The sequence below is a fragment of the Flexivirga alba genome, assembly GCF_042661025.1.
Classification (GTDB): Bacteria; Actinomycetota; Actinomycetes; order Actinomycetales; family Dermatophilaceae; genus Flexivirga; species Flexivirga alba.
The window spans coordinates 2,070,229-2,094,025 of sequence record NZ_JBHSWH010000001.1; the positions used below are offsets into that span (position 1 = coordinate 2,070,229).

Genomic DNA, 23,797 nt, shown 5'->3' on the forward strand with positions numbered 1-23,797 from the left:
GTTGATGAACGCGCCATTGCGCCGTCGCCCCGTGCTTCGCTGGGTAGCACCGGGGGCCGCCCTCGCCATGATCATCGCCGGCTCGCAGGTCGCCGCTCACTGGCCCGCGAACGCCTCCACCAACCTGCCGCCGCGCAGCGCCGCGCAACTGCTGACCAACGTGCAACGTGCCAAGCCGGTGGCCCTGTCCGGCACCGTCACCGCGAAGATGTCCCTCGGCCTGCCCGAGCTGCCGTCGGGCGTCGCAGCTGGTGACCCGACCAACCCGATCAACCTGCTCAGCGCCACGCACCAGGCGAAGGTCTGGTATGACGGCGACCGGTCCGCGCGCGTCGCCGTGATCGGTGACTCGGCGGAGACCGACCTCATCACGAACACCAAGGGTCTGTGGATCTGGAAGAGCGCCGACAAGTCCGTGTTGCACATCGACGGGCCGACGGCGAAATCCGGTGGTATGCCGCACGGTCCGGCGATGCAACCAGGGAGCGCGACCCCGAATCCCGCACAGCTACGCACCCCGGAGAACGTCGCTGCCTGGGCACTGAAGATGCTCGATCCGACCACTGCTGTGACGACGACCAGCAACGACCGGGTCGCCGGACGCGCGGCATACGAGCTGGTCCTCACCCCGAAGACCAGCAACACCAAGATCGGCTCGGTCCGCATTGCCATCGACGCGGACCACCAGATTCCTTTGCGGGCAGAGGTTTTCGCCCGCGGTGCCACCAGCCCGGCGATCAATGTCGGCTTCAGCTCGATCAGCTTCAGCAAGCCGCCGGCGAGCCGTTTCGACTTCACGCCGCCGCCCGGTTCGAAGGTGACGAACAAGTCGGCTCCGGCCGCCGGTTCGCACGCCAAGCAGGTGCCCGAGCCGGCCAAGCCGACGACCGCACCGAAGGTCGTCGGCACGGCGTGGTCGTCGGTGCTCGTCGGGACCACGCCGACGAGTTCGACTGCGAACACTAAGAATTCGACCCTGCAGAGCGCCTTGAAACTGCTGCCGAAGGTCTCCGGCAGCTGGGGCAGCGGTCACCTGCTCAACACGGCGTTGTTCAGCGCGGTCATCACCGACGACGGCCACTTCGCCGTCGGCGCGGTCCAACCGGCGACGTTGTATGCCGCCCTCGGCTGACTCCTCTTCATACGCCGTCGAAACACGAGACCTGGCAAAGGTTTTCGGCTCACAGCGCGCTGTCGACGGGATTGACCTGCAGGTGCCGACCGGCAGCGTTTACGGCTTCCTCGGCCCGAACGGCTCCGGCAAGACGACGACGATCCGGATGCTGCTCGGCCTGATAACTCCCACAGCGGGTGACCACCAGATCCTGGGCCACCCGATGCCTGCGGAACTCACCACGGCGTTGCACCGGGTCGGTTCACTGATCGAAGGTCCGGCATTCCATTCGCATCTGTCCGGGATGGCCAACCTGCGTCGCCTCGACGCTGCGGACGCCCGTTCCGACGCGTCCACCAGCGACCAACGCATCCATGAGGCGCTTGACCGCGTCGGTCTGAAACCGGCTGCGGGTAAAAGGTTTCGGGCCTACTCGCTCGGCATGAAGCAGCGGCTCGCGATCGCAGCGGCGTTGCTCGCACCCCGCGATCTGCTGGTGCTCGACGAGCCCACGAACGGTCTCGACCCGCAGGGCACCCGGGAAGTGCGGCACCTGGTCGGCACCCTGGCTGCCGACGGCATCACCGTGTTGATCTCCAGCCACCTGCTCGCCGAGATCCAACAGATCTGCTCGCACATCGGCGTGATGCGTGCGGGGAAGCTGGTGGCGCAGGGGAGCATCGACGAGTTGCGGTCCACCCAGACTGCGCAGCTGGTCGTGCACACGCCGGATCCGGAGCAGGCCGCGCAGGTTCTCGCCCGGCTAGGCATCGGTCAGGTTCAACGCGATGGCGACGTTGTGACCGGGACCCCGGGAACCGAACCGCCAGAGCGGATTTCGGCCGCCCTCGCAGGCGCGGGAGTCCGGCTACGGAGGTTTGCGATCGACCGCCCCAGTCTGGAGGACCTCTACGTGTCACTCACCGGCGAAGGCTTCGAGGTGCGTTCATGAGTAGCACCGGCCAGGCCGCGATCGGCCGGTTCTTCCTCTCCGAACTACGCCTCATCATGGGCCGACGTCGCAACCAGGCCGGGCTGCTCGTGCTCGCAGCACTTCCGGTGTGCCTGGGCGTGGCCGTGCGGCTCACCGAGAGCAACCCACGCGGCGACGGACCGCCGAACTTCGTCGACCAAATCGTCGGGAACGGTGTGTTCCTGGCGTTTGCCGCGCTGACCTTCGAGCTCACCCTGTTCTTCCCGCTTGCGATTGCGATGGTCTCCGGCGACGCCATCGCGGGAGAGGCCCACGCCGGCACACTCCGCTACCTGCTGACTGTCCCGGCCGGACGCACCCGAGTTCTCGTCGTGAAATACCTTGGCATCACTGCAGCTTCGATCATTGCGGCGCTCACCGTAGCGGTCGTCAGTGCCGTCGTCGGCATACTCCTCTTCGGCACGGGGCCGCTCACCACGCTGTCGGGCGATCAGATCCCGCTCGGGACGGGCCTGTGGCGGCTGCTGATCTCCACGGCATACATCGCCCTCGGCTTGTGCGCCCTGGGCGCACTCGGTCTGTTCGTTTCCACCCTCACCGAGCAACCGATCGCGGCGACGGTCGCGGTCCTGATCGTGACGGCCACCATGTGGGTGCTCGATGCAATCCCGCAGATCGCCTGGCTGCATCCGTGGCTGTTGGTGCATCGCTGGACGGCGTTCGCCGACCTGATGCGCAACCCACCCGACTTCAGCACGGTGCGCGACGGCGTGTTCGTCGCGCTCGGCTACATCGTGGTGTGCCTGCTCGCCGCCTGGGCCCGTTTCGACGGCAAAGACATCACCAGTTGAGTCGTTCGCGTCGGCTCCGCGCAGTGGTCAGTCCACGACCTTGCGGCTCAGGCGCCACTGGGTGACCGCGGCATACACGGCGGCGAGGACGAGCAACATCGCGATCTCCAGGATGAAGACGCCCGCGGAGTGCTTCCACAACGGATCGGTCTGCGACGCCAGGATGTTGCGGACGTCCGTCGTTGCTGCCGATCCGGCATACCCCCAACGGGCCGGCGTCAGCCAGGACACCTGCTCGAGGCCGAGCCGGCCGTTGACCGGGAAGAGCCCGCCACACAGCGCCAGCTGCGCCATGATCGAGATGACGAGCGCGGGCATGGCCTGCTCGGAGGTCTTGACCACGCTGGACAACAGCAGACCCAGGGAGGCCGCGGCGAACGCCGTCAGCCAGCAGGCGACGATGATCTCCAGCATCGGCGACCCGAGCAGGATCGCGCTGTCAGGCATCGGCTTTCGGATGCTGACCAGCCCGACCATCAGGATCGACTGCAGCAGGTTGAGCACGCCGAAGATCGTCAGCTTGCCGGCCAGATAGGCCTGCGGCGACAGCCCGACGGCCTTCTCGCGCTGGTAGATCGCGCGTTCGCCGACCAGCTCACGGATCGTCGCGGCGGTGCCCATGAACACCGCGCCGATGATCAGGAAGACCAGCAGTTGCAGCGGCTCGGTGGTGTGGAAGTGCACGTCTCCCGGGCTGCGGCCGATCGGCGGTTGCTGCTTCAGCCCGAAGTCGCCCGGCACCAGCATCGCCACCAGAGCGAGCGCGATCGGCAGCACGAGCATGAAGACGGAATACCCGCGGTCGGCGAGTATGACGCGGACGTGCCGCCTGGCCAGCGTCGACAGCTGGGACGGGATGCTCTGCTGCCGCGGCGGCTTCTCCAACGGCGGTGGCTCACGTCGTGGCGCGCTCAGCGGGCCCTCGACCTGCTCGTCCTCCAGCGGCGACTCCTTGAAGTGCCGTTGCGCACCGTTCGGGTCGGCGACGACCGAGGTGAAGATGTCGGCGAAGTCGTCCTTGCCGAAGAACGACAGCATCTCGTTCGGTGGGCCGAAGTAGGCGACCTTGCCACCGGGAGCCAGCAACAACACCTTGTCGCACACGTTGAGGTTGGCGACGCTGTGTGTGATGACGCCGACGGTGCGGCCTCCGTCGGCCAGCTGCCGCAGCGTCTGCATGACCTGCTTGTCCAGACCCGGGTCGAGACCGGAGGTCGGCTCGTCGAGGAAGAGCAGCGACGGCTGGGTCAGCAACTCCAGTGCCACCGAGGTGCGCTTGCGCTGGCCACCGGACAGCTTGTCGACGCGGGTGTGCGCATGCTCGGTGAGACCGAGCTCGGCCATTACCTCGTCGACGCGTTGCTCCCGCAACTCCTTGGGCAGGTCGTCCGGGAAGCGCAACTCCGCGGCGAAGCGCAGTGCCTGCTGGACGGTGAGTTGCCGGTGGACGACGTCGTCCTGCGGAACGACACCGATGCGATGTCGCAGGTCCTGGAAGTTCTGGTAGAGATCTCGACCGTCGTAGTAGACCTCGCCCTCGGTGGCCGGCTGCGAACCGATCAGCGCCTTGAGCATCGTCGACTTGCCGGCCCCGGACGGGCCGATGATCGCCAGCAGGCTCGAACCCTCCAGGGCGAAGGAGACGTCGTCCAGCAGCTTCTTGCCGTCCGGCAGCGTGAAGCTGAGGTGGTTGGCCACGAAGTTGACGTCGCCTTCGTCGACGCTGGCGACGAGTTGGCCGTGCCGGACGGTGAAGCGGGAGTGGCCGACGGCCAGCAGGTCGCCTTCGCCGAGGTGGGCGCCGGTGATGCGTTGACCGTTGACGTAGGTGCCGTTGCGGCTGCCGAGGTCCTGCACGTCATACCCGCCGCGGGCCGGAACCAGGCGAGCGTGCTGACGGGAGGCAAGCAGGTCGTCCACGACGATCTGGTTCTCCAGGCCGCGGCCGATCGTGATGGCACCACCATGGCTGCCGGCCGGACCGGAATCCACCGGCAGGACCTGCGGCACGGAGCCGGTGACGGTCGCGTGACCGGACCGGTTGATGGGTGCGCGCTGCTCCATCGGGCCGCTGGGTAGTGAGTAGCGGTCGAAGACGACACCGGTGTTGCTGGGCGCCGACGGGAGCGCGACGCGCTGCTTCTTGGGACGGGTCGGCAACGGCTGGCTCGCGACACGGGCCTGCGGGTGGGCCGGCAGCGACACCCCGGCCGCGGACGCGGCGGTCGGAGCAGGTTCCCGCTCGCTGTGGCCGGCGAGTGCCTGCGGGGTGCGGACCATTGCTCTCGCCGGTGCTGACTCGAAGCGCACCTCCGGCCCGGCGGCGCCGCCGATCCGCAGCGTGCTGCCCGGCCCGACCGTCATCGGCCCGGTGATTTTGGCCCCGTCCAGGAAGGTGCCGTTGGAACTGCCCAGGTCACTGACAGTGAGTTGGCTGCCGTTCAGCTCCAACTGGGCGTGTCTACGCGATGCGAGCGCGTCGGTGATCACCAGGTCACAGTCGAGGCCGCGGCCGACCACGAGGGTCTGCCCCGAGTCCAACGAGACGGTGCGGCCCTCGCAGCTGACTCTGACGGCGAAGTTGGTAGCGATGGCTGCTGCCCCCATGTATGTCGATGCGGCGCAGCGTCGCTGCGTCCCCTTACCGGCGCACCCGACGTTCGGTTCGTCCCTCGGGTGACTCAAATTGAGTGCACCCTATCGAGGACCGACTGCTCAGACGTTCAACAGCCACCCATCGCGTACTTCGAAGGTCGCCGCGCCGATCCCGATGCGGTCGCCCTCCGACAAGTGCGTGCGTTCGACGCGCCGTCCATTGACGTAGGTTCCGTTGCGACTGCCGAGATCTTCCAGGATGAGTCCGTCGGAGTCCGCGGTGATCCGCACGTGGTGCCGCGACACGAGCATGTCGTCGAGCACGATGGAGTTCTCGCGGCCGCGGCCGATGGTCAGCGCCTCGGGCTCCGGCTCGGCTGCCGGCTCCTGCACTGCGGGCGTCGTGACCGTCGCGGCCTCGTTGAACGACGTGTCCTGCTGCGCCGGGGCGTCATACGACGGCCACTGCTGCTGTTGCTGCGGAGGCGCTGGTTGCTGGGGCGCCTGCTGTTGCGGCGGTGCCTGGTAGTCGGCGACCGGTGGCTGGTATTGCTCGGCCGGTGCCTGGTAGTGCTCGGCGACCGGAGCGGGCGAGGCCTGGAACGGCTGGGGCGCGGCGCCCTGCTGCGCCTCCTGCGAGGAGTGCCATTGATCGGCGACCTCCTGCGCGGTCTGCGCGGTGCCACCGGAGACCCAGGGCTGGTCGTGGCCGGCCGGGGGAGCGAACTGCTGTGGCTCGGGAGCGGGCGGTGCCTGCGGAGCCGGGGCCGGCGGCGCGAACGCGGCCGGTCCGCGCCAGGGAGCTTGGTCCGCCTGCGGCGGTGCGGAGCTCCAGTCGATCTGAGTCGGCTGCGGCGGCTCGGGCTGCGGCGGCCCCCACTGCTGGCTGCCCTGCGGCGCACCCCACTGCTGGTCCTGCTCGTATGGCGGAGGCTGCGGCGCACCTTGCGCGTGGCCCGCGTCATACCCCTGACCGGGCTGTTGCGGGTTCGGCGATTGACCCCATTGCTGCTGGTATTCCGGCTGCGAGGGGTCGTACGGGTTGCTCATCGAAAGCCTCCGTTGGATCTGGCACGCACTGCTGAGGGTATGAGGTCGGCCACGTGACCTACGCACACAGTGCCCAAGCGTAACCCGCGACGAAAACCGGGCCGTCTGGTTCGACTAACCTGAGAGGTGGGAGCCAGCCACACAACCCAGTCGTAGTTTCGTCGACAAGAGGCAGGTGCCGATGACCGAGTCAACCCCCGTCCGCCAGGAAGACCCACTCCCAGCACACGGGCATCTGCCCACCGACCGGCACCGCGTGGTGATCATCGGTTCGGGCTTCGGTGGCCTTTTCGCAGCGCGCAAGTTTGCCGGTGAAGACGTCGACGTGACGCTGATCTCGACGACGGCCTACCACCTGTTCCAGCCGCTGCTCTATCAGGTGGCGACCGGGATCCTGTCCGAAGGACTGATCGCCCCGACCACCCGTGAGGTGCTCGCGAAGCAGAAGAACGTCGAGGTCGCGTTCGGCACCGTCACCGACATCGACCTGGAGGCGCAGACCGTCACCGCGTCCGCCCTCACGGTCCGGACCAGTTACGACTACGACTCGCTGATCGTTGCGGCCGGTGCCGGGCAGTCCTACTTCGGCAACGACCACTTCGCGGAGTTCGCGCCCGGTATGAAGAGCATCGACGACGCACTGGAGTTGCGAGCGCGCATCTTCGGCGCCTTCGAGCTCGCCGAGCTGGCAGCGGCATCCGGGCGCGACGAGGACCTCGACCGGTTGATGACCTTCGTCGTCGTCGGCGCCGGGCCCACCGGTGTCGAGATGGCCGGCCAGATCGCCGAGTTGTCCAGTCGCACCCTTCCGCACGACTTCCGGCACATCGCTGCCGAGAAGGCGCACGTGATCCTGCTCGACGGCGCCGACCAGGTGCTGGGCAGCTTCGGCTCCCGGCTCGGCAAGAAGGCCAAGAAGCGACTGCTCGAGATGGGCGTGGACGTCCGGCTCAACGCGATGGTCACCGACGTGGACGGGGCCGGAATCGAATACCGCAACGCGTCGGGCGAGACGGTGCAGATCCCTGCGCTGACGAAGGTCTGGGCGGCGGGTGTGCAGGCCAGCAGCCTCGGTAAGACCCTCTCCGAGCAGACCGGCGCCGACCTGGATCGCGCGGGCCGCATCTCGGTCAACCCCGACCTGACGCTGCCGAGTCACCCGGAGGTTTACGTCGTCGGCGACATGATCTCGCTGGACAACCTGCCCGGTGTCGCACAGGTCGCCATACAGGGCGGGAAGTTCGCGGCCAAGCAGATCCTGCACCGCCTGAAGGGCGACGCGACGGACCCGAAGTTCCACTACTTCGACAAGGGATCGATGGCGACCATCTCGCGGTTCAGCGCGGTCGCGAGCGTCGGCAAGCTGCGTATGTCGGGCTTCCTCGCCTGGCTGATGTGGTTGGGCGTGCACCTCTGGTACATCATCGGATTCAAGAGCCAGATCGGGACGTTCTTCCATTGGGCGGTGTCGTTCCTCGGCCGCTCGCGTGGCGAGCGGACGGCGACCGAGCAGCAGATCTTCGCCCGCAGCGCGTTGAAGCAGCTCGGTGACGAATTCGACCCGAAGCTGCGCCTGAGTGCTGGGCGCCCGATGCCCGAGCGTTCGCGCAAGTCCGGCGACCAACCGTCCTGACGCCTTGAGCCGGCCGAGCGTCGTCCTGAGGAGCCCGTGAGGGACGAGCGGGCGTCACGAAGGGGGGCGGGGGAGTGAAGCGGAGGAGCGTCTCAAGGTCGGCATACCGCGAGGAGGCGCCGGGTGCATCACCCGGCGCCTCCTCGTCGTGACGTTGGTCAGCCTTCGTGCTTCTCCAACGCGACGAGCACGCCGGCGGTCGCGAAGTACTTGTTGGAGCCGAGGTCCCGCACGGTCTTGATGCCGAGCAGGTCCTTCAGCGCTTCTGTATGGCGGGGCGTCAGGCCGGCGAGAGCATCGACCGGTGCGTCGAGAATCTCCGTGAGGCTCTTGTCCTCGTAGGCCTTGTCGAGCTTCTTGGCGAGATTGACCGAGACTGCCATGGCACGTCCTTCGCAGTTGTGATTCGTTGTCGCTGCCAGCCCACAGTGGGCAGGGGCATTCGTGATCGTTCCGCGTGTGGCGGCTGGTGGCAAGGGGCGGCGCGGGACTCCCAGGAAGTGCACGGTTTTGCCGGGTCCGTAGGGTGCCTGCATGCGGCCTCATTACCCGATCGCGTCCCACCGCCTCGACAACGGATTACGAGTCGTCGTTTCGACCGACCACTCGGTGCCGACCGTCGCGGTCAACCTCTGGGTCGGTGTGGGGTCCAGGCACGAACAGCCGGGCCGTACCGGCCTGGCCCATCTGTTCGAGCACTTGATGTTTCAGGGGTCGGAGAACGTCGCCGAAGGGGAGCATTTCTCGGCCTTGCTCGCGCAGGGGGCGCAGCTGAACGCGACCACCTGGGTGGACCGCACCAACTACTTCGAGGTGGTGCCCACCGGTGCGCTGGAGCTGGCGTTGTGGCTGGAGGCCGACCGGCACGGCAGACTCCTGCCGGCGCTGACCCAGGCGAACCTCGACAACCAGCGCGACGTGGTCAAGGAGGAGAAGCGACAGCGCTACGACAACGTGCCCTACGGCACCGCGTATGCCGAGCTGACCTCGCTCGTGTTTCCCGAGGGGCACCCCTACCACCACACGACGATCGGCTCGATGGACGACCTCGACGCGGCGTCGTTGACCGACGTTCGCGACTTCTACAGCCACCACTACCGGCCGAACAACACGGTGCTGACGCTGGTCGGTGACATCGACCCGGATGACGGATTTGCCCTGGTGGCAAAGTATTTCGATGAGCTGACCAACCCTGACGCACCCGCCGACCGGCCCCTGGAGCAACCGCTTCCGCCGCTGTCGGAGCCGGGTCGGCTGGAGCGCACCTGCGATGTGCCCTCCGACCGTCTCTATTTCGGTTTCCGCTTACCGCCCGGCGGCACCGGCGACTTCATCTCGGCCGAGCTGGCCTTCGACGTGCTGGCCGGGCTGGCGACCTCGCGGCTCTACCGGCGGCTGGTTCGTCGGGACCAATCGGTCACGCACGTCTCGCGCAACGCGGGCGCACGCGTCGACGGCACCTCGATGGGTGCCCTGATCGTCGATGTGGCGGACGGTGTCACGGTCGAGCAGGTGGAAGAAGGCGTCGGCGAGGAGCTGCGCCGGCTGGCGACCGAGCAGCCGACCGACTCCGAAATGGTGGCGGTGCTCGCGGACGTCGAGCGATGGTGGTTGCAGAGCCTCGCGCAGCCCGACGAGCGCGCGGACGTGATCAGCGGCAACACGCTGCTGTATGACGACCCCGACCACCTCAACACCTACCTCGACCGGGTCACAGCAATGACCGCTGCGGACGTCGCGGCGAGCGCTGCAACCTACGCCCGGCCGGAGTCGGCCGCGGTCGTCGTCTACCGCAAGGAGCAGAACTGATGGTGCAGCCCCGCCCCGTCGTACCCGTCGCGCAGCCGTGGGAGTTCCCGACCGGCACACGACAAACGCTCAGCAACGGCATCGAGGTGCTGCTCTACAACCGCCCCGGGCAGCACATCACCTCCACCCGGTTGCTGGTCCCGTCGCCGATCGCAGTGGAGCCGCGCGAGCTTGAGGGCGTCGCCACGATGGTGGCCCGCACGATGGACGAGGGCACCCGCAGCCACACCGCGGACGAGATGGCAGAGCTCTTCGAGTTGAGCGGCATCGCCTACGGCGCTGGGTATGGCGCACAAGGGCTGACCCTCGAAACCGATGCGACAGCAGGCAAATCCGCACAAGGCTGGGCGTTGCTGACCGAGTGTCTGCAGGAGCCGGTCTTCCCCGAGACTGAGGTCTCCAGGCACATGCACCAGCGGCTGTCCGAGATCGAGCATGAGGCCGCCTCGCCCGATGCGCGCGCTGCCAAGGAGTGGGCCGCGAACTTCTACGACCAGCGGTCGCGGGCGGCGCGGCCGGCTGGTGGCACGACCGAGACCGTGAGTGCGATCACCGCAGCGGAGTGCGCGACCTTCCACGCCCAGTGGGTCCGTCCGCAGGGTGCGACCGTCGTGGTCGCCGGTGAGTTCGACGAGGCGAAGACCCTGCGTGACCTCGACGCGACCCTGGGCGCCTGGCAGGTGGACGGCGTTGCGCCGCATGATGATTCACCGATCGCAGTGGTGGCCGAAGGTCAGACGCGGGTCCGTTTCGTGCACCGGCCCGGAGCCGTGCAGACCGAGCTCTACCTGGGTTCGTTCGGGCCGGACCGACGGGTGGCGGGAGGCTGGGCGCCATACCCCGCACTGAGCTTTGTGCTCGGCGGATCGCCGAACGCCCGGCTGGACGCGGTGCTGCGTGAGGAAAAGGGCTACACCTACGGTTTCCGCGCCGTCTTCCGCCCGCGCTCGGAGGGCGGGACGTTCCTGGTGTCCGGCTCGGTGCGTAGCGACGTGACGGTCGAGGCGACCCGGCTCACCCTGGAGCTCCTCGACGCGGCCAGTGATGGCTTCACCGAGGCGGAGACGCGTGCCGCCACCGACTTCATCGGCAAGACCGCTCCGGCTCGTTACGCCACTGCCGACGCCGTTGCCGACGAGGCGGCGGGGCTCCGATCCAATGGTCTGGGAACGGAATTCGTCTCGTCATACCTTGAGCAGCTTGCAACGCTGCAGGCTGCCGACCTGGATACCGCGTGGCGCAAGTGGGCCGACCAGCCGCGCACGATCGTGCTGGTCGGCGATGCCGAGGCGCACGCCGCAGGCGTCCGTGACCTGGGCATCGGCGACGTCACCGTCGTCTGAAAATGCGGGTCGAGCGCCGTATCGCGACTGTTCTCTGCCCTCACACCTTGGTGCGCTTGCGCCGGCGCACCGACCGCACGGTGAGCGGGCCGACCAGGCGGGGGCCGGACAGTCGCTGCTCCAGCCGGCGACCCTCCCGGCGCAACGGCTGGGCGATGTATTCACCGAAGATCACCCCTCCGGCGAGCGCGAGGAAGATGACGGAAGCGTTGATCAGCTCGACCAGTCCGCTGGGGTCGTCGGCCGAGAGGTGAGCCAGCCCGCGATAGACGGACAGGCCGGGCAACAGCGGTACGACGCCGGTCACGACGAGCAACAGGGTAGGGACTTTGACGCGCGCGGCGATGGTGTAGCTGACGAGGCCGACGCAGGTGGCCGCGACGGCGGAGGGCCACGAGACGCCGAGGCCGGCCCGATAGAGGGCGATGAAGGATGTCGCGGACATCATGCCGAGGAGTGCCGCTGGCAGTAGCGCGCGGTAGGGGGCGTATGACGCGAAAGCGAACGCGCCGGCGCTGATCGCGCCACCGAGAGCCATCTCCGGCCAGGGTGGGTAGGCAGACGCGCCGGGAGTCAGATTGACCAGTTTGATCCCGAGCGCGGTGGCGACGGTCAGACCACCACTGACTCCCGCGATGACGCCTGCCGTAGCCAGGGTCGCCTCCATGCATCGAGCTGCCGCGGTGAGCGGGAACCCGGTGAGCGCGTCCTGTACGGCGCCCATGTAGCTCACCCCGGCGAGCAACAGAATGATGCCGGCGCTGACGATCCGGCTGGGGTGTTCGCTCAGGTGCGTGGCAATGACGAGGACCGCCAGCAGAGTTGCGAAGAGTCCGCCGGCGACCTGTTGGTAGAACGTCGGCAGGCGGCGACGTGCGAGGTAGCGCTGGATGAGGTCGATGCCGATCGCGCCCACGAATGCCGCTGCGGCGACGATCGGCTTCGCCCCGAGCAGCAGTCCGACGCCGAGTCCCATGATGCCCCAGGCGAGCGTGACGACCTTGCGTGAGCGCTCGTGGCCGGACGAGACGATTTGCGCCAGCCGATTGCGCGCTTCGTCCCTGTCGATGGCTCCGGCGACCAGGTCGCGCACCAGCCAGTCCACGAGTGTGAGGTCCTCGTAGTCGATCTCGCGCTGCCGGACGTCACGCACCTGGATCATGCCGGGCTCGTCGGGTGACTCCTGGTGCGTCAGCTGCAGCTCGGTGAACGTCACGCTGGCGCTGACCCCGCGCAGCCCACAGGCGATGCAGACGTTCTGCATCTGCACGCTGACATCGGCCGCGCCGGCGCCGGATGAGAGGAGCAACTCGCCGACGCGCAGCGCCAGATCGAGGGTGGGATAGGTGTCGTCAGTCGTCATCGCGGGTAAGTGTGACCGATGGCACGAGTGGGCACGTGGACCCCCTGGGATCGCTGGAATCTACGGATTGCTCGTGCGCCATCGTAACGGCGGGAGCGAGCTGTCGAGTTGACGGTCGGCATCGCTCCTGAAAACGTCGAAGGGTTGTCCGGACACCGTCGACAAGGAGCTGAGTCTCTTCGTGCAAACCCTGGAACCGACTGAGAAGCCGCAGGATTGGTCGGTGAGCGACGTCGTCGTCACCGAGCCCGGCATCATCCGAAGGGCCATCGGCGCAGCGGCGATCGGGAACATCACCGAGTGGTACGACTTCGGTGTCTATGCCTATTTCGAGCCCACCATCAAAGAGGTCTTCTTCGATGGTCTGAGTGACGCGGCCGGCACGATCGCGACCTTCGGTCTCTTCGCGGTCGCGTTCCTGGTGCGCCCGTTCGGCGGCATGTTCTTCGGGCCGCTGGCCGACCGGGTCGGGCGCAACAAGGTCCTGGCAATGACGATGGTGCTGATGGCACTTGGCACCTTCGCGATCGGCTGCATCCCGAGCCGTAGCGCGATCGGTTTCATGGCGCCGGTGCTGTTGCTGCTCGCGCGCTTGTTGCAGGGTTTCTCGACCGGTGGCGAGTACGGCAATGCGATGACCTTCATCGCCGAATACGCGCCGGACCGCAAGCGCGGGTTCTGGGGCAGTTGGCTGGAGTTCGGGACGTTCACCGGTTACCTCTTCGGCGCGATCATGGTGACGGCCATGGATGGTCTGCTGTCGCACGACCAGCTGGTGTCGTGGGGCTGGCGCATCCCGTTCTTCATCGGCCTGCCGCTCGGTCTGGTGGGCGTCTACCTGCGGACCAAACTGGCCGACACTCCGGCATACCTGCAGTTGGAGAAGGAGTCGGAGGAGCGCGAGAAGGCGAACAAGAAGGAGCAGTCCGGCAGCGAGGCCAAGGGCATCCTGCACCTGTGGCCCTACATGCTGGTCTGCATGGGCCTGGTGCTGGTCTGGAATGTCACGAACTACATGCTCACGTCATACATGCCGACCTACGTGACCGACACCTTGCCGTCCGGCGGCCAGGTCTCGGACAACACCTCGCAGCTCATCCAGATCGCGGTCATGGTGCTGGCGCTGGCGACCATTCCGTTCCTCGGCATGCTCTCGGACCGAATCGGGCGTAAGCCGATCTGCTGGTTCGGTGCGATCGGGTTGATCGTGCTCGCCATACCGATGATTGCGCTGGTGCGCTCGCAGACGACGGTGGGCATCTTCGCCGGGCTGTTGATCATGGCGATGCTGCTGATCTGCTTCTCGGCGACCATGCCGTCGACACTGCCGACGCTCTTCCCGACGAAGGTTCGTGGTGGCGCGCTGTCGATCGCGTTCAACGTGTCGATCTCGGTCTTCGCCGGCACGACGTCGGTCGCCGTCGGGGGACTGGTCACACTCACCGGCGACCTCAATTGGCCTGCCTACTACCTGATCATCGCCGGCGTGATCGGCCTGGCCTCGTTGGCCTTCCTGGCCGAGCCGAACGGCCGCAAGATGTGGGGCTCCCCGCCCGCCGCGGCCACTCGTGAAGAGGCCCGCGACGTCGTGCGCGTGCTGAGGACGAAGCTCACCGAGACTCGTCACCGCGCCGGAGCGTCCGGCGAGTCCGTCCAGCAGCAGTAACGCCAGTCTGCGAGTCAGGAAGGGCCGCCATCCCCCGTCCTCTCGGCGTGGTGGACGGCCCTGGAAGATCTGCAAAGAAACCTTTGCAAAGAAGTGTTTGCGGTGTATTTTCGTCGTATGGCGAAGCAAGAGCGACGTGTGATCAATCGGGTTCGACCCGACCTCGACCAGCTGAAGGCGATGGCACACCCGGTGCGGCTGACGATGCTCGGGAAGCTGCGGGTCGACGGCCCGGCGACCGCGTCATCGCTGGCTGCACTACTCGGCCTCAACTCGGGTGCGACCAGTTATCACTTGCGGCAGCTCGCCGACGCAGGGCTGGTGGTCGAGGACACCGATCGCGGCAACAAGCGCGAGCGGTGGTGGAAGGCCGCGCACGAGTCGACGGTGACCGAGCCGTCGCGCGCCGACGATGTCGAGGAGCGTGCCGTCCTCGGTGCCTACCACGGCGTCGTCGCGCACCAGGCTGCTGCGCAGATCGAGCAGGCCGCGGCCGAGTTCCCCGAGCTACCGAAGGAATGGGCCGACCTGGTCGGGGCCAGCGATTACAACGTCTACCTCACGCCCGAGCAGGTCCGTCGCGTGAAAGACGCCGTCCACGCCGTGCTCGGCGAAGTTGCCGAGTCGGCTCGCGATGCGGAGTCCGCGCCGGCCGACGCAGCACCCATCGTCTTCCAGTTCCACACGTTCCCGCGTCCCGGCACGTTGACGCACCGTGACGAGGAGGGCCAATGATGAGCAGCCGGAGGCCGTTTGCGGCACTTGCCGTTGCGGAGGCATTCTCGATCTCGGGCACCCGACTCTCCCAGATCGCGGTGCCATGGCTGGTGCTGACCATGACGGGTTCACCGGTCTGGACCGGTGTCGTCGGCTTCGCGGAGATGCTGCCGTATGTCGTCGCAAAAGCCCTCGGTGGTCCGATCGTCGACCGCATCGGCGCGAAAGTTGTTGCTGTTACTGCCGATTCGTGCAGTGTGCTGATCGTCGGCCTGATTCCGCTACTGCACTGGCTCGGCATGCTCCAGTTGGCGTGGCTGATCCCGATCGCCGCGCTGATGGGCGTGGTGCGTGGCCCGTCGGACGGAGCGAAGTCCGCGCTGGTGCCGACCATCGCCGAGCAGGGCGACCTACCGCTCGAGCGGATCACCGGAGTGATGGGCGCGATCGAGCGTCTCGGTGGCACCGTCGGTGCCGCTGCTGCCGGTGCAGTCGTTGCGGCGATCGGTGCCCCGCAGGCGCTCCTGGTCAACGCGGTCACCTTCGCGGTCGCCGCGAGTTGCATCTCTCGCGGCGTGCGGACGACGAATGTGCAGCAACAAGAGGGTGCTTCGGCTGCGGATGGCGTGGGCTTCGCGTCATACAAGAGGCAGCTGGCGGAGGGCTGGCGCTTCCTGCGCAGTGACTCGGTGTTGGTCGGCATCACCGTGATGGTGTCGATGACGAATCTGCTGGACCAGGCGTGGACTGCGGTGCTGCTCCCGGTGTGGGCGCATGAGACGGGGCGCGGCGCGAGCGCCGTCGGCTTGGTGCTGGCGGCGATGGCAGGGCCCTCCATCCTCGGCGCGCTGATCGCTGCCGCCGTCGGCGAGCGACTGCCGCGGCTACTGGTCTACGTGATCGGCTTCCTCATCGCCGGCCTGCCACGGTTCATGGTCTTCGCGTTCGATGTTCCGCTGCCGGCCCTGGTCACGGTGCTCGCCACCTGCGGCTTCGTGTCGGGCTTCATCAACCCGATCCTGGGCGCAGTCACCTTCGAGCGGATCCCGCGGCACCTGGTCGGGCGGGTGAGTGCGCTGAAGACTTCGCTGTGCTGGGCGTTGATCCCGTTCGGCGGTCTGGTGGGCGGCGTGCTGTCGGCACTGGTCGGCTGGCGCGCCGCGACCCTCGCGGTCGGCGGCGCCTACTTCCTGGTCACGCTGATGCCGTTGTTGCGCAAGAGTTTCCGTGAATTCAAGAAGCGCCCGACCGACGACCCGGTCGCGTCGTTGGCGGACGACCGGACCGGCCACGAAGTCGCGCCCGCCTGACTCGCCGAGAGGCTCAGAAACGCCTCGAGAGGCTCAGCAATAGCGGCGATCAGAGCCGGTATTACTGAGCCTCTCGGCGTTTATGTGAGCCTCTCGGCGAAGGGGTCGTCAGGCCTGCTCGGCGAAGGCGTCGGCCAGCACGCCGAGTCCCTCGAGCAGCAGCTCGTCGCTGATCACCAGTGGCGGCAGCAGCCGGATGACGTTGCCGAAGGTGCCGCAGGTCAGAATCACGACGCCCTGCTCATGGCAACGCTTCGCGACAGCTGCAGTGAGCGCGGCGTCCGGGTCCTTGGTGCCGGGCTTCACGATCTCGATGGCGAGCATGCCGCCGCGGCCCCGGATCTCCCCGATAGCAGGCGTTTTCGCGGCGAGGTCACGCAGTGCGGCCGTCGCGATCTCCTCGATGTGCTTGGCCCGATCCAGCAGGCCGTCCTTCTCCATCGTCTCGATCGCACCGAGCGCAGCGGCGCAGGCGACCGGGTTGCCGCCATACGTGCCGCCAAGGCCGCCGGGGTGGACCGAGTCCATCAGCTCGGCGCGACCGGTGACTGCGGACAGCGGCAAGCCCCCGGCGATGCCCTTGGCGGTGGTGACCAGGTCGGGTATGACGCCCTCGTGGTCGACCGCGAACCACTCACCGGTGCGGGCGAAGCCGCTCTGCACCTCGTCGGCGATGAAGACGATGCCGTTGTCGGTGCACCACTTCGCCATGGCGGCCAGGAAACCCGGCGCCGGGACGATGAAGCCGCCCTCGCCCTGGATCGGCTCCATGATGAACGCGGCGATCTGGTCGGCCCCAACGGCCTTCTCCGCCATGGTGATTGCGCGCTGCGCGGCTTCCTCGCCCGTCATACCCTCCGGGTCGCGGAAGGGGTATGACGTGGGGACCCGGTAGACGTCTGACGCAAAAGGCCCGAAGCCCTTCTTGTAGGGCATCGCCTTCGCCGTCAACGCCATCGTGAGGTTGGTGCGGCCGTGGTAGGCGTGGTCGACCGCGACGACGGCCTGGCGGCCGGTGGCGTAGCGGGCGATCTTGACGGCGTTCTCGACGGCCTCGGCGCCGGAGTTGAAGAGCGCGGACTTCTTGGCGTGGTCGCCGGGCGTCAGCTTGGCGAGCTTCTCCGCCACCGCGACGTAACCCTCGTAGGGGCTGATCATGAAGCAGGTGTGGGTGATCTCGGCGACCTGCTGCTGCACGTTCGCGACTACGCGCGGGTCGGAGCTACCGACGGTGGTCACCGCGATGCCGGAGCCGAGGTCGATGAGCGTGTTGCCGTCGACGTCCTCGATGATGCCGCCGGCGGCGCGGGCGGCATAGACGGGCATGGTCGACGAGACGCCGGCGGCAACGACGGCGCTGCGACGTTCTGCCAGTGCCTGCGAACGCGGACCGGGTATGGCGGTCCTCAGCTCGCGGCGCTGGGCGATGGAGGGTGCTGTGATGGTCATGGAGGGCTCCTCTGCGTGCGGCATTCTTCCTCAGTGTGGCACGCGATGACTTCGAAATCGAAAGAGGAGTCCGGCGTCAGTCGGCGGAGGCCTTGTCACCGAGACGGCGCAGCACCTCGTCGTGCAGAATCCCGTTGCTGGACAGGGCGTTTCCGCTCCACGGGCCGTCCTTTCCGTCGAGGCCGGTGAACCGGCCGCCGGCCTCGGTGACGATCGGCACCAGCGCCGCCATGTCATGAGCGGCCAGCTCGGGCTCGGGTGCGAAATCGATGGCTCCCTCGGCCACCAGCATGTGCGCCCAGAAATCGCCGTAGCTGCGCACGCGCCATACCTCGTCCATCAGGTCGACGAGCGCGTCACGGCGGTCGAGGTCGGCCCAGGTGCGCCAGCCCGCGACAGAGGTCGAGGCGTCGGAAAGCTTCGAAACCCCTGATACACCAATGCGTTTCGCGCCCGACAGGGATCGTCCGGTCCAGGCGCCGGTGCCGAGCCCGGCCCACCAACGCCGCCCGAGCGCCGGCGCGGCGACCATCCCCACGACGGGGACCCCGTCGTCGACCAGCGCGATCAGCGTCGCCCACACCGGCACACCACGCACGAAATTCTTGGTCCCGTCGATGGGGTCGACGATCCAGCGTCGCGGGCCTTTGCCCTGCAACCCCTGCTCCTCGCCCTGCACGGCGTCGCGCGGCCGGGCCCGCTTGAGCTGGGCACGGAGGATCTCCTCGACCGCGATGTCCGCGTCGGTCACTGGAGTCAGATCGGGCTTGGCCGAGACGTGCAGGTCTTCCGCGCGAAAGCGTGAGGTGCTTGTCGGCTCGACCGCGTCCGCAAGCACGTGGGCGAGGCGCAGGTCGTCGTCATACGTCGGCATGCCCTCGAACCTATCGGCCGAACGCCCGCTACAACGGCCCGACGCTCAGACCAGCGGCCAGCCCTTTTTCGCCAGCCGCTTGCGCACCCGGTCCAGGTCCGCCTCGATCGGCACGACGCCGGCCACCTGCTGCATCAACTCCTGCGCCTCGTCCTCGGAGATCGGCGTCTTGGGTTCGCCGGGCACCTTGTTGGAGGCGATGAGCTCCTTGGCGACCTGCTTGATCTCCTTCTTGGTCAGCCGGCGCTGCAGCAGCGCGAAAAGCGGAGGTAGATCGCTCGGAGGCACGCCGTCGGGGTAGCCCTCGCGCAGCCAGTCCAGGATGCGCTGGAAGAAGTTGACGCGCTCGGGGCTCTCGTCCTCTTCGTCGTCATCCGAGGTGTCGTCCGGCATCGAGGCGGGCCAGCCGACGGCGGCCAGCCGGGTCGCGACTTCCTGGACCTCGTCCTCGCTGGGCGGCGCCGACTTGATCTGCTCGACGGCATCGGCGACGGTCTGCGCCGAGATGTCGCCATCGGGGTTGTCGGCGATCAACTGCGCGCAGATCGCCTGGACGTCGTCCGCCTTCAGCGTGCGTTGCAGCAGGGCCAGCAGCGGCGGGAAGTCCTTGGGCGGTATGCCGTCCGGGTATCCCTTGCGCAACCAGTCCACAACGGAGGTCAGCAGGTTGGTAGCCATGGTCATCAGAACAACCCGATCCCGAGGTAGTGGTCGATGCTCTTCTGGGTGATGTAGAGGACGCCGACGACGATTGCGGCCACGACCACCGCGAAGACTACGTATGCCGCAAGGCGTGCCGCCACGTTGCCGGCGACGACGGTGCCGTCGTCCTGCTCGTGCTCGTCGCCCGCTTCCCAGAGACGCAGCCCCCAGGTGAACAACAGCGGTAGGCCGGCGCCGAAGATGAGGCCGGCGACCAGCACCTTCGCAGTGCCGTCCACGATGCTTGTCCAGTCGATGTTCATAACTTGATCCCCTTGTCCCTGACCGCCGTTCAGGCGGTCGGCACCTTCGACTTCTTGCCGGATGCGGTGCTCTCGGATCCACTGCCCTTGGAGTTCTCGTCCCAGTCGGCGTTGACGTTGTCGGCGCCGACCTTCTGCTGCTGCGCCCGGTAGTAGATGTATGACGCAAGAGCGACCAGCACCAGGAAGATGACGATCGCACCGGCGACGCCGCCGATGAGGTGGCCGAGGTAGTAACTGACCGCACCGCCGGCGGCCGCACACGGCAGGGTGATCAGCCATCCGGCGGCCATTCGCCCGGCGACCGACCAGCGGACCGTCGAGCCGGGCTTGCCGACGCCGGTGCCGATGATCGAACCGGTGGCGACGTGGGTGGTGGACAGCGCCATACCGAGGTTGCTGGAGGTCAGGATGATCGCGGCGGCGGATGCCTGTGCCGCCATACCCTGTGGCGCATCGATCTCGACCAGGCCCTTGCCGAGCGTCCGGATGATCCGCCAGCCGCCGATGTAGGTGCCCAGCGCGATCGCACCCGCGCACAGGACGATGATCCAGACCGGCAGGCCGTGCGCCTCGATCTGCGCGTCGCTGAGGCTGCCGTGCGCGATGAGCGCGAGCGCGATGACGCCCATCGTCTTCTGGGCGTCACCGGTGCCGTGTGCGAGCGAGACCAGCGACGCGGTCGCGACCTGCCCCCATCGGAAGCCCTTGTTCTGCTTCTCCGCGCTCACCTTGCGGCTGAGGGTGTAGATCCCCAGAGTGCCGATCGCCGCGACTGCGCCCGCGATGAGCGGCGACAGCAGCGCGGGGATGATCACCTTGACGACCAGGCCGTCCCAGTTGATGCCACCGGTGCCGATCGCGGCGAGGCCGGCGCCGATCAGTCCGCCGAAGAGGGCGTGCGAGGAGCTGCTGGGCAGGCCGAGCAGCCAGGTCAACAGGTTCCACAGGATGCCGCCGATGAGCCCGGCGAAGATGATGAACATCGCCTTCTGCGCATCGATCCCGGCAATCAGACCACCGGATTTCTCCTGGATCTTCAGCACGGAGGTGGTGACGGTGACCGCGACCTCGACGGACAGGAAGCCGCCGACCAGGTTGAGGACCGCCGAGAGCGCAACGGCGGTCTTGGGCTTCAACGCTCCGGTGGCGATGGACGTGGCCATCGCGTTGCCGGTGTCGTGGAAGCCGTTGGTGAAATCGAATCCCACGGCGGTGATCACCAGCAGGATCAGAATGAAGAGTTCGGCACTCACAGGTCACGAGTATGACGCTGCTAGCCCGGTCGCGCGCAAGTCGGGACCGGGAGGTGGCCAATTTCTTCACGGAGCGTTCAAATGTTTCCCGACCTCGAGCATCCGTTGCAACCCGCCGGCGATGACGCGCGCATCGACCATCGTGGTGTCCACCGGGGGAAGTGCGGCGATCATCCGGGCCAGCACGCCGGCCATTTTCTCTGCGTCGATCGCGCGCGGCGGGTCGGTCGTCCAGCACGCCGCCAGCACGACGTATGACGCCTCGTTGAGCGACGTCTCCAGCAGATTCCACTCGGCCAGATCGGCCGGGAGATCGGTCTGTGCGAGTTGCAGGATCCGCCCGCATTGCAACTGCTCGAAGGACAGGTCACGCCGTGCGGCATACCCGCGATCGGTGCTCTGCTCGCCGTCGGCGATGAGTAGCAGCAACCGCTCGAGCGAGCGCAGCGACCGGCGGAACTGTCGACGTACCAGCGCAATTGGCGCTCGTCGGCCGGCCACCCAGATCACCGCGACCGACGTCGCTGCGCCGATCAGGGTCTCGAGCACCCGCTCGCCGGCGATCGAGCCGACCGGCCGGTAGGGGCTGCCCGCAGTGCTGATGAGCAAGGCCATTGCCGTTGCGAAGATCACCGCCAGCGCGTAGTTGCGCACGGCCAGCATCTGGATGCAGAAGACCAGCACGAGGGCGGTCACCAGCAACGTGAGACCGCTCGGGTGGGTCGCGTGGATGGCGAAGAAGAGGCCGATGCCGATCACCGTGCCGGTGACGCGATGCAGCGCGCGGTGGGTCAGTGCCAGCCGGTCGGCGGTCACCGACATGACCAGGGCCGTGGTCATGACCGCCCAGTAGGGGTGGCCGATGTGGCTGCCGTAGGAGATCGCACAGGTCAGCAGCACCGCTGCCGCCATCCGCCGGGCTGCGAGCCAGGGCAGGGAGGAGCGCGACAGCCCCCAGCGCAGCAGGTATGACGAGTCCGGGCGCCCCAGATAGCGCCGCTGCTCGACACCGCTGACCGACACCGTGCGACCGGGCAGGTGCACGCGCACGACCTGCTGGATGATCGACAGGTGCAGCCGGCGCAACGTGGCGTTCATCCGGCGCCACTGACGCATCCGGGGCTCGCGACCGACCGCGTCCTCCAGGATCATCGAAGCACCGAACACCGACACGAAGGCCTGGTCGCGCAGTCGGGCGAGCTGGTGGCGGGGCGTCGTCGCCCGGTCGGCATCCAGGTATGCCGCCACGGCCTCCTGGGCGGTGTCCAGCGCGTCCTGCTCCGCGTGCCGCCGTTGGGTGACCAGCTGCAGCAGTAGTGACGTCGCGGAGGCACTCACGCAGCCGATCGCACACACCAGGATCACCTTGCCGACCGGAATTCCCACAGTCGGCAGGTATGACGCGATCGCCGGCCCCATGATCAGGAACATCGCGCCGGGCGGCTCGGCCACCAGGGAGTTGTAGCCGATCACGGTCAGCAACGCGATCAGGGTCAGCACCAGCGTCAGCAGCACCGGGTCCCTGCCGACCAGGGCGCCGACGGTGACGCACGCGATGTAGGTGACGTTCAGGCCGGCCAGGATCACCAGGCGGGAGCGGACCGGGCGCGACTGTGCGATGAATCCGAGGAACGCTCCGGTGATGCCGACCAGCCCCATGCTCGGGCCGAGCAGCACGCTGATCAGGGTCACCGCGACGACCACGATCGTCAGCACGTGCAGCGCGAACTTCCACCTCCCGGGCGCGGGCTTGATCTCCGCGAAGGTCAGTAGCTGGCGGTTGATCGCCTCGGGGCCGAGCTGCATCGGTCAGCCCGGCTCGTGCGCGTCGGTCTCGTGTGCGTCGTGCTCGTGCGTGTCGTGCTCGTCGCCGGCGCGGGTGCGCAGGAGGCGGCGGAGGAAGCAAGCCGGGTGGCGCCGCTGGTGCCGGCGTGGCCCTCGGCGACCCAGGCGTCCAGGGCGCATTCCGGTTCGTCGTGCGTGCAGCCGCGGGGGCAGTTGGCGGTGCCACCGGCGAGGTCGGGGAACGCGTTGATGATGCGGTCGGGCTCGATGTGGGCGAGCCCGAAGGACCGCACCCCGGGGTGTCGATGACCCAGCCGTCGTCACCCGGCAGGGGCAGCGCGATCGCGGAAGTCGACGTATGGCGCCCGCGGCCGGTCACCGCATTGACGTGCCCGATGGCGCGGCCGACGCCGGGGACGAGGTCGTTGACCAGAGTGGACTTGCCGACACCCGAGTGACCGACGAGGACGGTCATTCGGCCCTGTAGCGCCTCGCGCACCTGGTCCAGGCCTTCGATGCCGTAAGCCGTGGTTCGTGTCACGACGTGTGCGACGTCCAGGCCCGCGTAGCCCTCGAGAAACGGCGCCGGGTCGGCCAGGTCGGCCTTGGTGAGGACGAGCAACGGCGTCATACCGGCGTCGTATGCCGCGACGAGGCACCGGTCGACCATCCGCGGGCGAGGTTCGGGGTCGGCGAGCGCGGTGACGATCGCGAGCTGGTCGGCGTTGGCGACGATGACCCGTTCGTAGGGGTCGGTGTCGTCGGCGGTGCGGCGCAGCACGCTGGTGCGCGGCTCGACCCGGACGATGCGGGCGAGGGTGCCGGGTTCGCCAGAGGTGTCACCGACCAGCGCGACCCGGTCGCCGACGACGGTGCTGGTGCGACCCAGCTCGCGGGCCCGCATCGCAAGCACCGCGCGCCCGTCGACCAGGCAGGTCCAGCGGCCGCGGTCGACGGTGGTCACTTGGCCGATCACGGCGTCCTCGTGCTTGGGACGCTCCTTGGTCCGCGGCCGGCTGCCGCGCTTGCCGGGGCGCACGCGCACGTCCGACTCGTCGTAGATGCGCCCGCGCGGAGACACCG

At 67.8% G+C, this 23,797-nt stretch carries 19 protein-coding genes and 1 pseudogene; 9 read left to right on the forward strand and 11 right to left on the reverse strand.

Going from position 1 to position 23,797, the window contains the following annotated elements; genetic code table 11:
* Nucleotides 1-4 precede the first annotated feature (4 nt).
* The 3 genes from ACFQDH_RS10265 to ACFQDH_RS10275 are packed head-to-tail and all read left to right on the forward strand — an operon-like array spanning nucleotide 5 to nucleotide 2,899.
* Nucleotides 5-1,132, forward strand: a complete 1,128-nt coding sequence (locus ACFQDH_RS10265) for a LolA family protein (protein ID WP_382400955.1) — start codon at nucleotides 5-7, stop codon at nucleotides 1,130-1,132.
* The gene (locus ACFQDH_RS10270; RefSeq protein ID WP_382400957.1) at nucleotides 1,116-2,066 is read left to right on the forward strand and encodes an ABC transporter ATP-binding protein; all 951 of its coding nucleotides are present in this window, start codon (nucleotides 1,116-1,118) and stop codon (nucleotides 2,064-2,066) included. Before ACFQDH_RS10265 ends, ACFQDH_RS10270 begins: the two co-directional genes overlap by 17 nt.
* Nucleotides 2,063-2,899, forward strand: a complete 837-nt coding sequence (locus ACFQDH_RS10275; protein WP_382400959.1) for an ABC transporter permease — start codon at nucleotides 2,063-2,065, stop codon at nucleotides 2,897-2,899. Before ACFQDH_RS10270 ends, ACFQDH_RS10275 begins: the two co-directional genes overlap by 4 nt.
* A gap of 27 nt (nucleotides 2,900-2,926) precedes the next feature.
* Here ACFQDH_RS10275 and ACFQDH_RS10280 read toward each other — a convergent pair whose 3' ends face one another.
* Nucleotides 2,927-5,506: an FHA domain-containing protein gene (locus tag ACFQDH_RS10280; protein ID WP_382400961.1), complete on the reverse strand. Its 2,580-nt coding sequence runs from the start codon at nucleotides 5,504-5,506 to the stop codon at nucleotides 2,927-2,929.
* Between the two features lie 108 nt (nucleotides 5,507-5,614).
* Complete coding sequence (locus ACFQDH_RS10285) at nucleotides 5,615-6,544, reverse strand: FHA domain-containing protein (RefSeq protein ID WP_382400963.1); 930 nt, start codon at nucleotides 6,542-6,544, stop codon at nucleotides 5,615-5,617.
* 181 nt (nucleotides 6,545-6,725) lie between these two features.
* Between ACFQDH_RS10285 and ACFQDH_RS10290 the strand changes: the two genes are divergently transcribed.
* On the forward strand, nucleotides 6,726-8,177 hold the full coding sequence (locus tag ACFQDH_RS10290; RefSeq protein ID WP_382400965.1) for an NAD(P)/FAD-dependent oxidoreductase: 1,452 nt from the start codon (nucleotides 6,726-6,728) through the stop codon (nucleotides 8,175-8,177).
* Nucleotides 8,178-8,335: 158 nt separating this feature from the next.
* Here the strand turns inward: ACFQDH_RS10290 and ACFQDH_RS10295 are convergent, their stop codons facing one another.
* Nucleotides 8,336-8,560, reverse strand: a complete 225-nt coding sequence (locus tag ACFQDH_RS10295) for a hypothetical protein (protein ID WP_382400967.1) — start codon at nucleotides 8,558-8,560, stop codon at nucleotides 8,336-8,338.
* A 151-nt stretch (nucleotides 8,561-8,711) separates the two neighbouring features.
* Between ACFQDH_RS10295 and ACFQDH_RS10300 the strand changes: the two genes are divergently transcribed.
* On the forward strand, nucleotides 8,712-9,986 hold the full coding sequence (locus ACFQDH_RS10300; RefSeq protein ID WP_382400969.1) for a M16 family metallopeptidase: 1,275 nt from the start codon (nucleotides 8,712-8,714) through the stop codon (nucleotides 9,984-9,986).
* A complete protein-coding gene (locus ACFQDH_RS10305; RefSeq protein ID WP_382400971.1) occupies nucleotides 9,986-11,329 on the forward strand; it encodes a M16 family metallopeptidase in 1,344 nt (447 codons plus the stop codon). The genes ACFQDH_RS10300 and ACFQDH_RS10305 overlap by 1 nt, the downstream gene beginning before the upstream one ends.
* A 40-nt stretch (nucleotides 11,330-11,369) precedes the next feature.
* Here the strand turns inward: ACFQDH_RS10305 and ACFQDH_RS10310 are convergent, their stop codons facing one another.
* Nucleotides 11,370-12,692, reverse strand: a complete 1,323-nt coding sequence (locus ACFQDH_RS10310) for a threonine/serine exporter family protein (protein ID WP_382400973.1) — start codon at nucleotides 12,690-12,692, stop codon at nucleotides 11,370-11,372.
* A 223-nt stretch (nucleotides 12,693-12,915) separates the two neighbouring features.
* Between ACFQDH_RS10310 and ACFQDH_RS10315 the strand changes: the two genes are divergently transcribed.
* The 3 genes from ACFQDH_RS10315 to ACFQDH_RS10325 all read left to right on the forward strand — a co-directional run bounded on the left by ACFQDH_RS10315 (nucleotide 12,916) and on the right by ACFQDH_RS10325 (nucleotide 16,385).
* Complete coding sequence (locus ACFQDH_RS10315) at nucleotides 12,916-14,358, forward strand: MFS transporter (protein ID WP_382400974.1); 1,443 nt, start codon at nucleotides 12,916-12,918, stop codon at nucleotides 14,356-14,358.
* 117 nt (nucleotides 14,359-14,475) lie between these two features.
* Nucleotides 14,476-15,093: an ArsR/SmtB family transcription factor gene (locus ACFQDH_RS10320; protein WP_382400976.1), complete on the forward strand. Its 618-nt coding sequence runs from the start codon at nucleotides 14,476-14,478 to the stop codon at nucleotides 15,091-15,093.
* Nucleotides 15,093-16,385, forward strand: coding sequence for an MFS transporter (locus ACFQDH_RS10325; RefSeq protein WP_382400978.1), 1,293 nt, complete (start codon nucleotides 15,093-15,095; stop codon nucleotides 16,383-16,385). Before ACFQDH_RS10320 ends, ACFQDH_RS10325 begins: the two co-directional genes overlap by 1 nt.
* Nucleotides 16,386-16,493: 108 nt before the next feature.
* Here ACFQDH_RS10325 and gabT read toward each other — a convergent pair whose 3' ends face one another.
* The 7 genes and pseudogenes from gabT to rsgA all read right to left on the reverse strand — a co-directional run bounded on the left by gabT (nucleotide 16,494) and on the right by rsgA (nucleotide 23,795).
* Nucleotides 16,494-17,834 carry a 4-aminobutyrate--2-oxoglutarate transaminase gene (gene gabT, locus ACFQDH_RS10330; RefSeq protein ID WP_382400980.1) on the reverse strand — a complete coding sequence of 447 codons (1,341 nt, stop codon included), beginning with the start codon at nucleotides 17,832-17,834 and terminating at the stop codon, nucleotides 16,494-16,496.
* A 76-nt stretch (nucleotides 17,835-17,910) separates the two neighbouring features.
* A complete protein-coding gene (locus ACFQDH_RS10335; RefSeq protein WP_382400982.1) occupies nucleotides 17,911-18,708 on the reverse strand; it encodes an inositol monophosphatase family protein in 798 nt (265 codons plus the stop codon).
* Nucleotides 18,709-18,753: 45 nt separating this feature from the next.
* Nucleotides 18,754-19,392, reverse strand: a complete 639-nt coding sequence (locus tag ACFQDH_RS10340) for a DUF3349 domain-containing protein (protein WP_382400984.1) — start codon at nucleotides 19,390-19,392, stop codon at nucleotides 18,754-18,756.
* Nucleotides 19,392-19,673, reverse strand: a complete 282-nt coding sequence (locus tag ACFQDH_RS10345) for a hypothetical protein (RefSeq protein ID WP_382400986.1) — start codon at nucleotides 19,671-19,673, stop codon at nucleotides 19,392-19,394. The genes ACFQDH_RS10340 and ACFQDH_RS10345 overlap by 1 nt, the downstream gene beginning before the upstream one ends.
* Before the next feature lie 29 nt (nucleotides 19,674-19,702).
* Nucleotides 19,703-20,929: an inorganic phosphate transporter gene (locus tag ACFQDH_RS10350; RefSeq protein WP_382400988.1), complete on the reverse strand. Its 1,227-nt coding sequence runs from the start codon at nucleotides 20,927-20,929 to the stop codon at nucleotides 19,703-19,705.
* 66 nt (nucleotides 20,930-20,995) lie between these two features.
* Entirely contained in the window at nucleotides 20,996-22,735 is a 1,740-nt protein-coding gene (locus ACFQDH_RS10355) for an FUSC family protein (RefSeq protein ID WP_382400990.1), read from the reverse strand.
* A gap of 3 nt (nucleotides 22,736-22,738) precedes the next feature.
* A pseudogene (gene rsgA, locus ACFQDH_RS10360) lies at nucleotides 22,739-23,795 on the reverse strand (ribosome small subunit-dependent GTPase A).
* Nucleotides 23,796-23,797 lie beyond the last annotated feature (2 nt).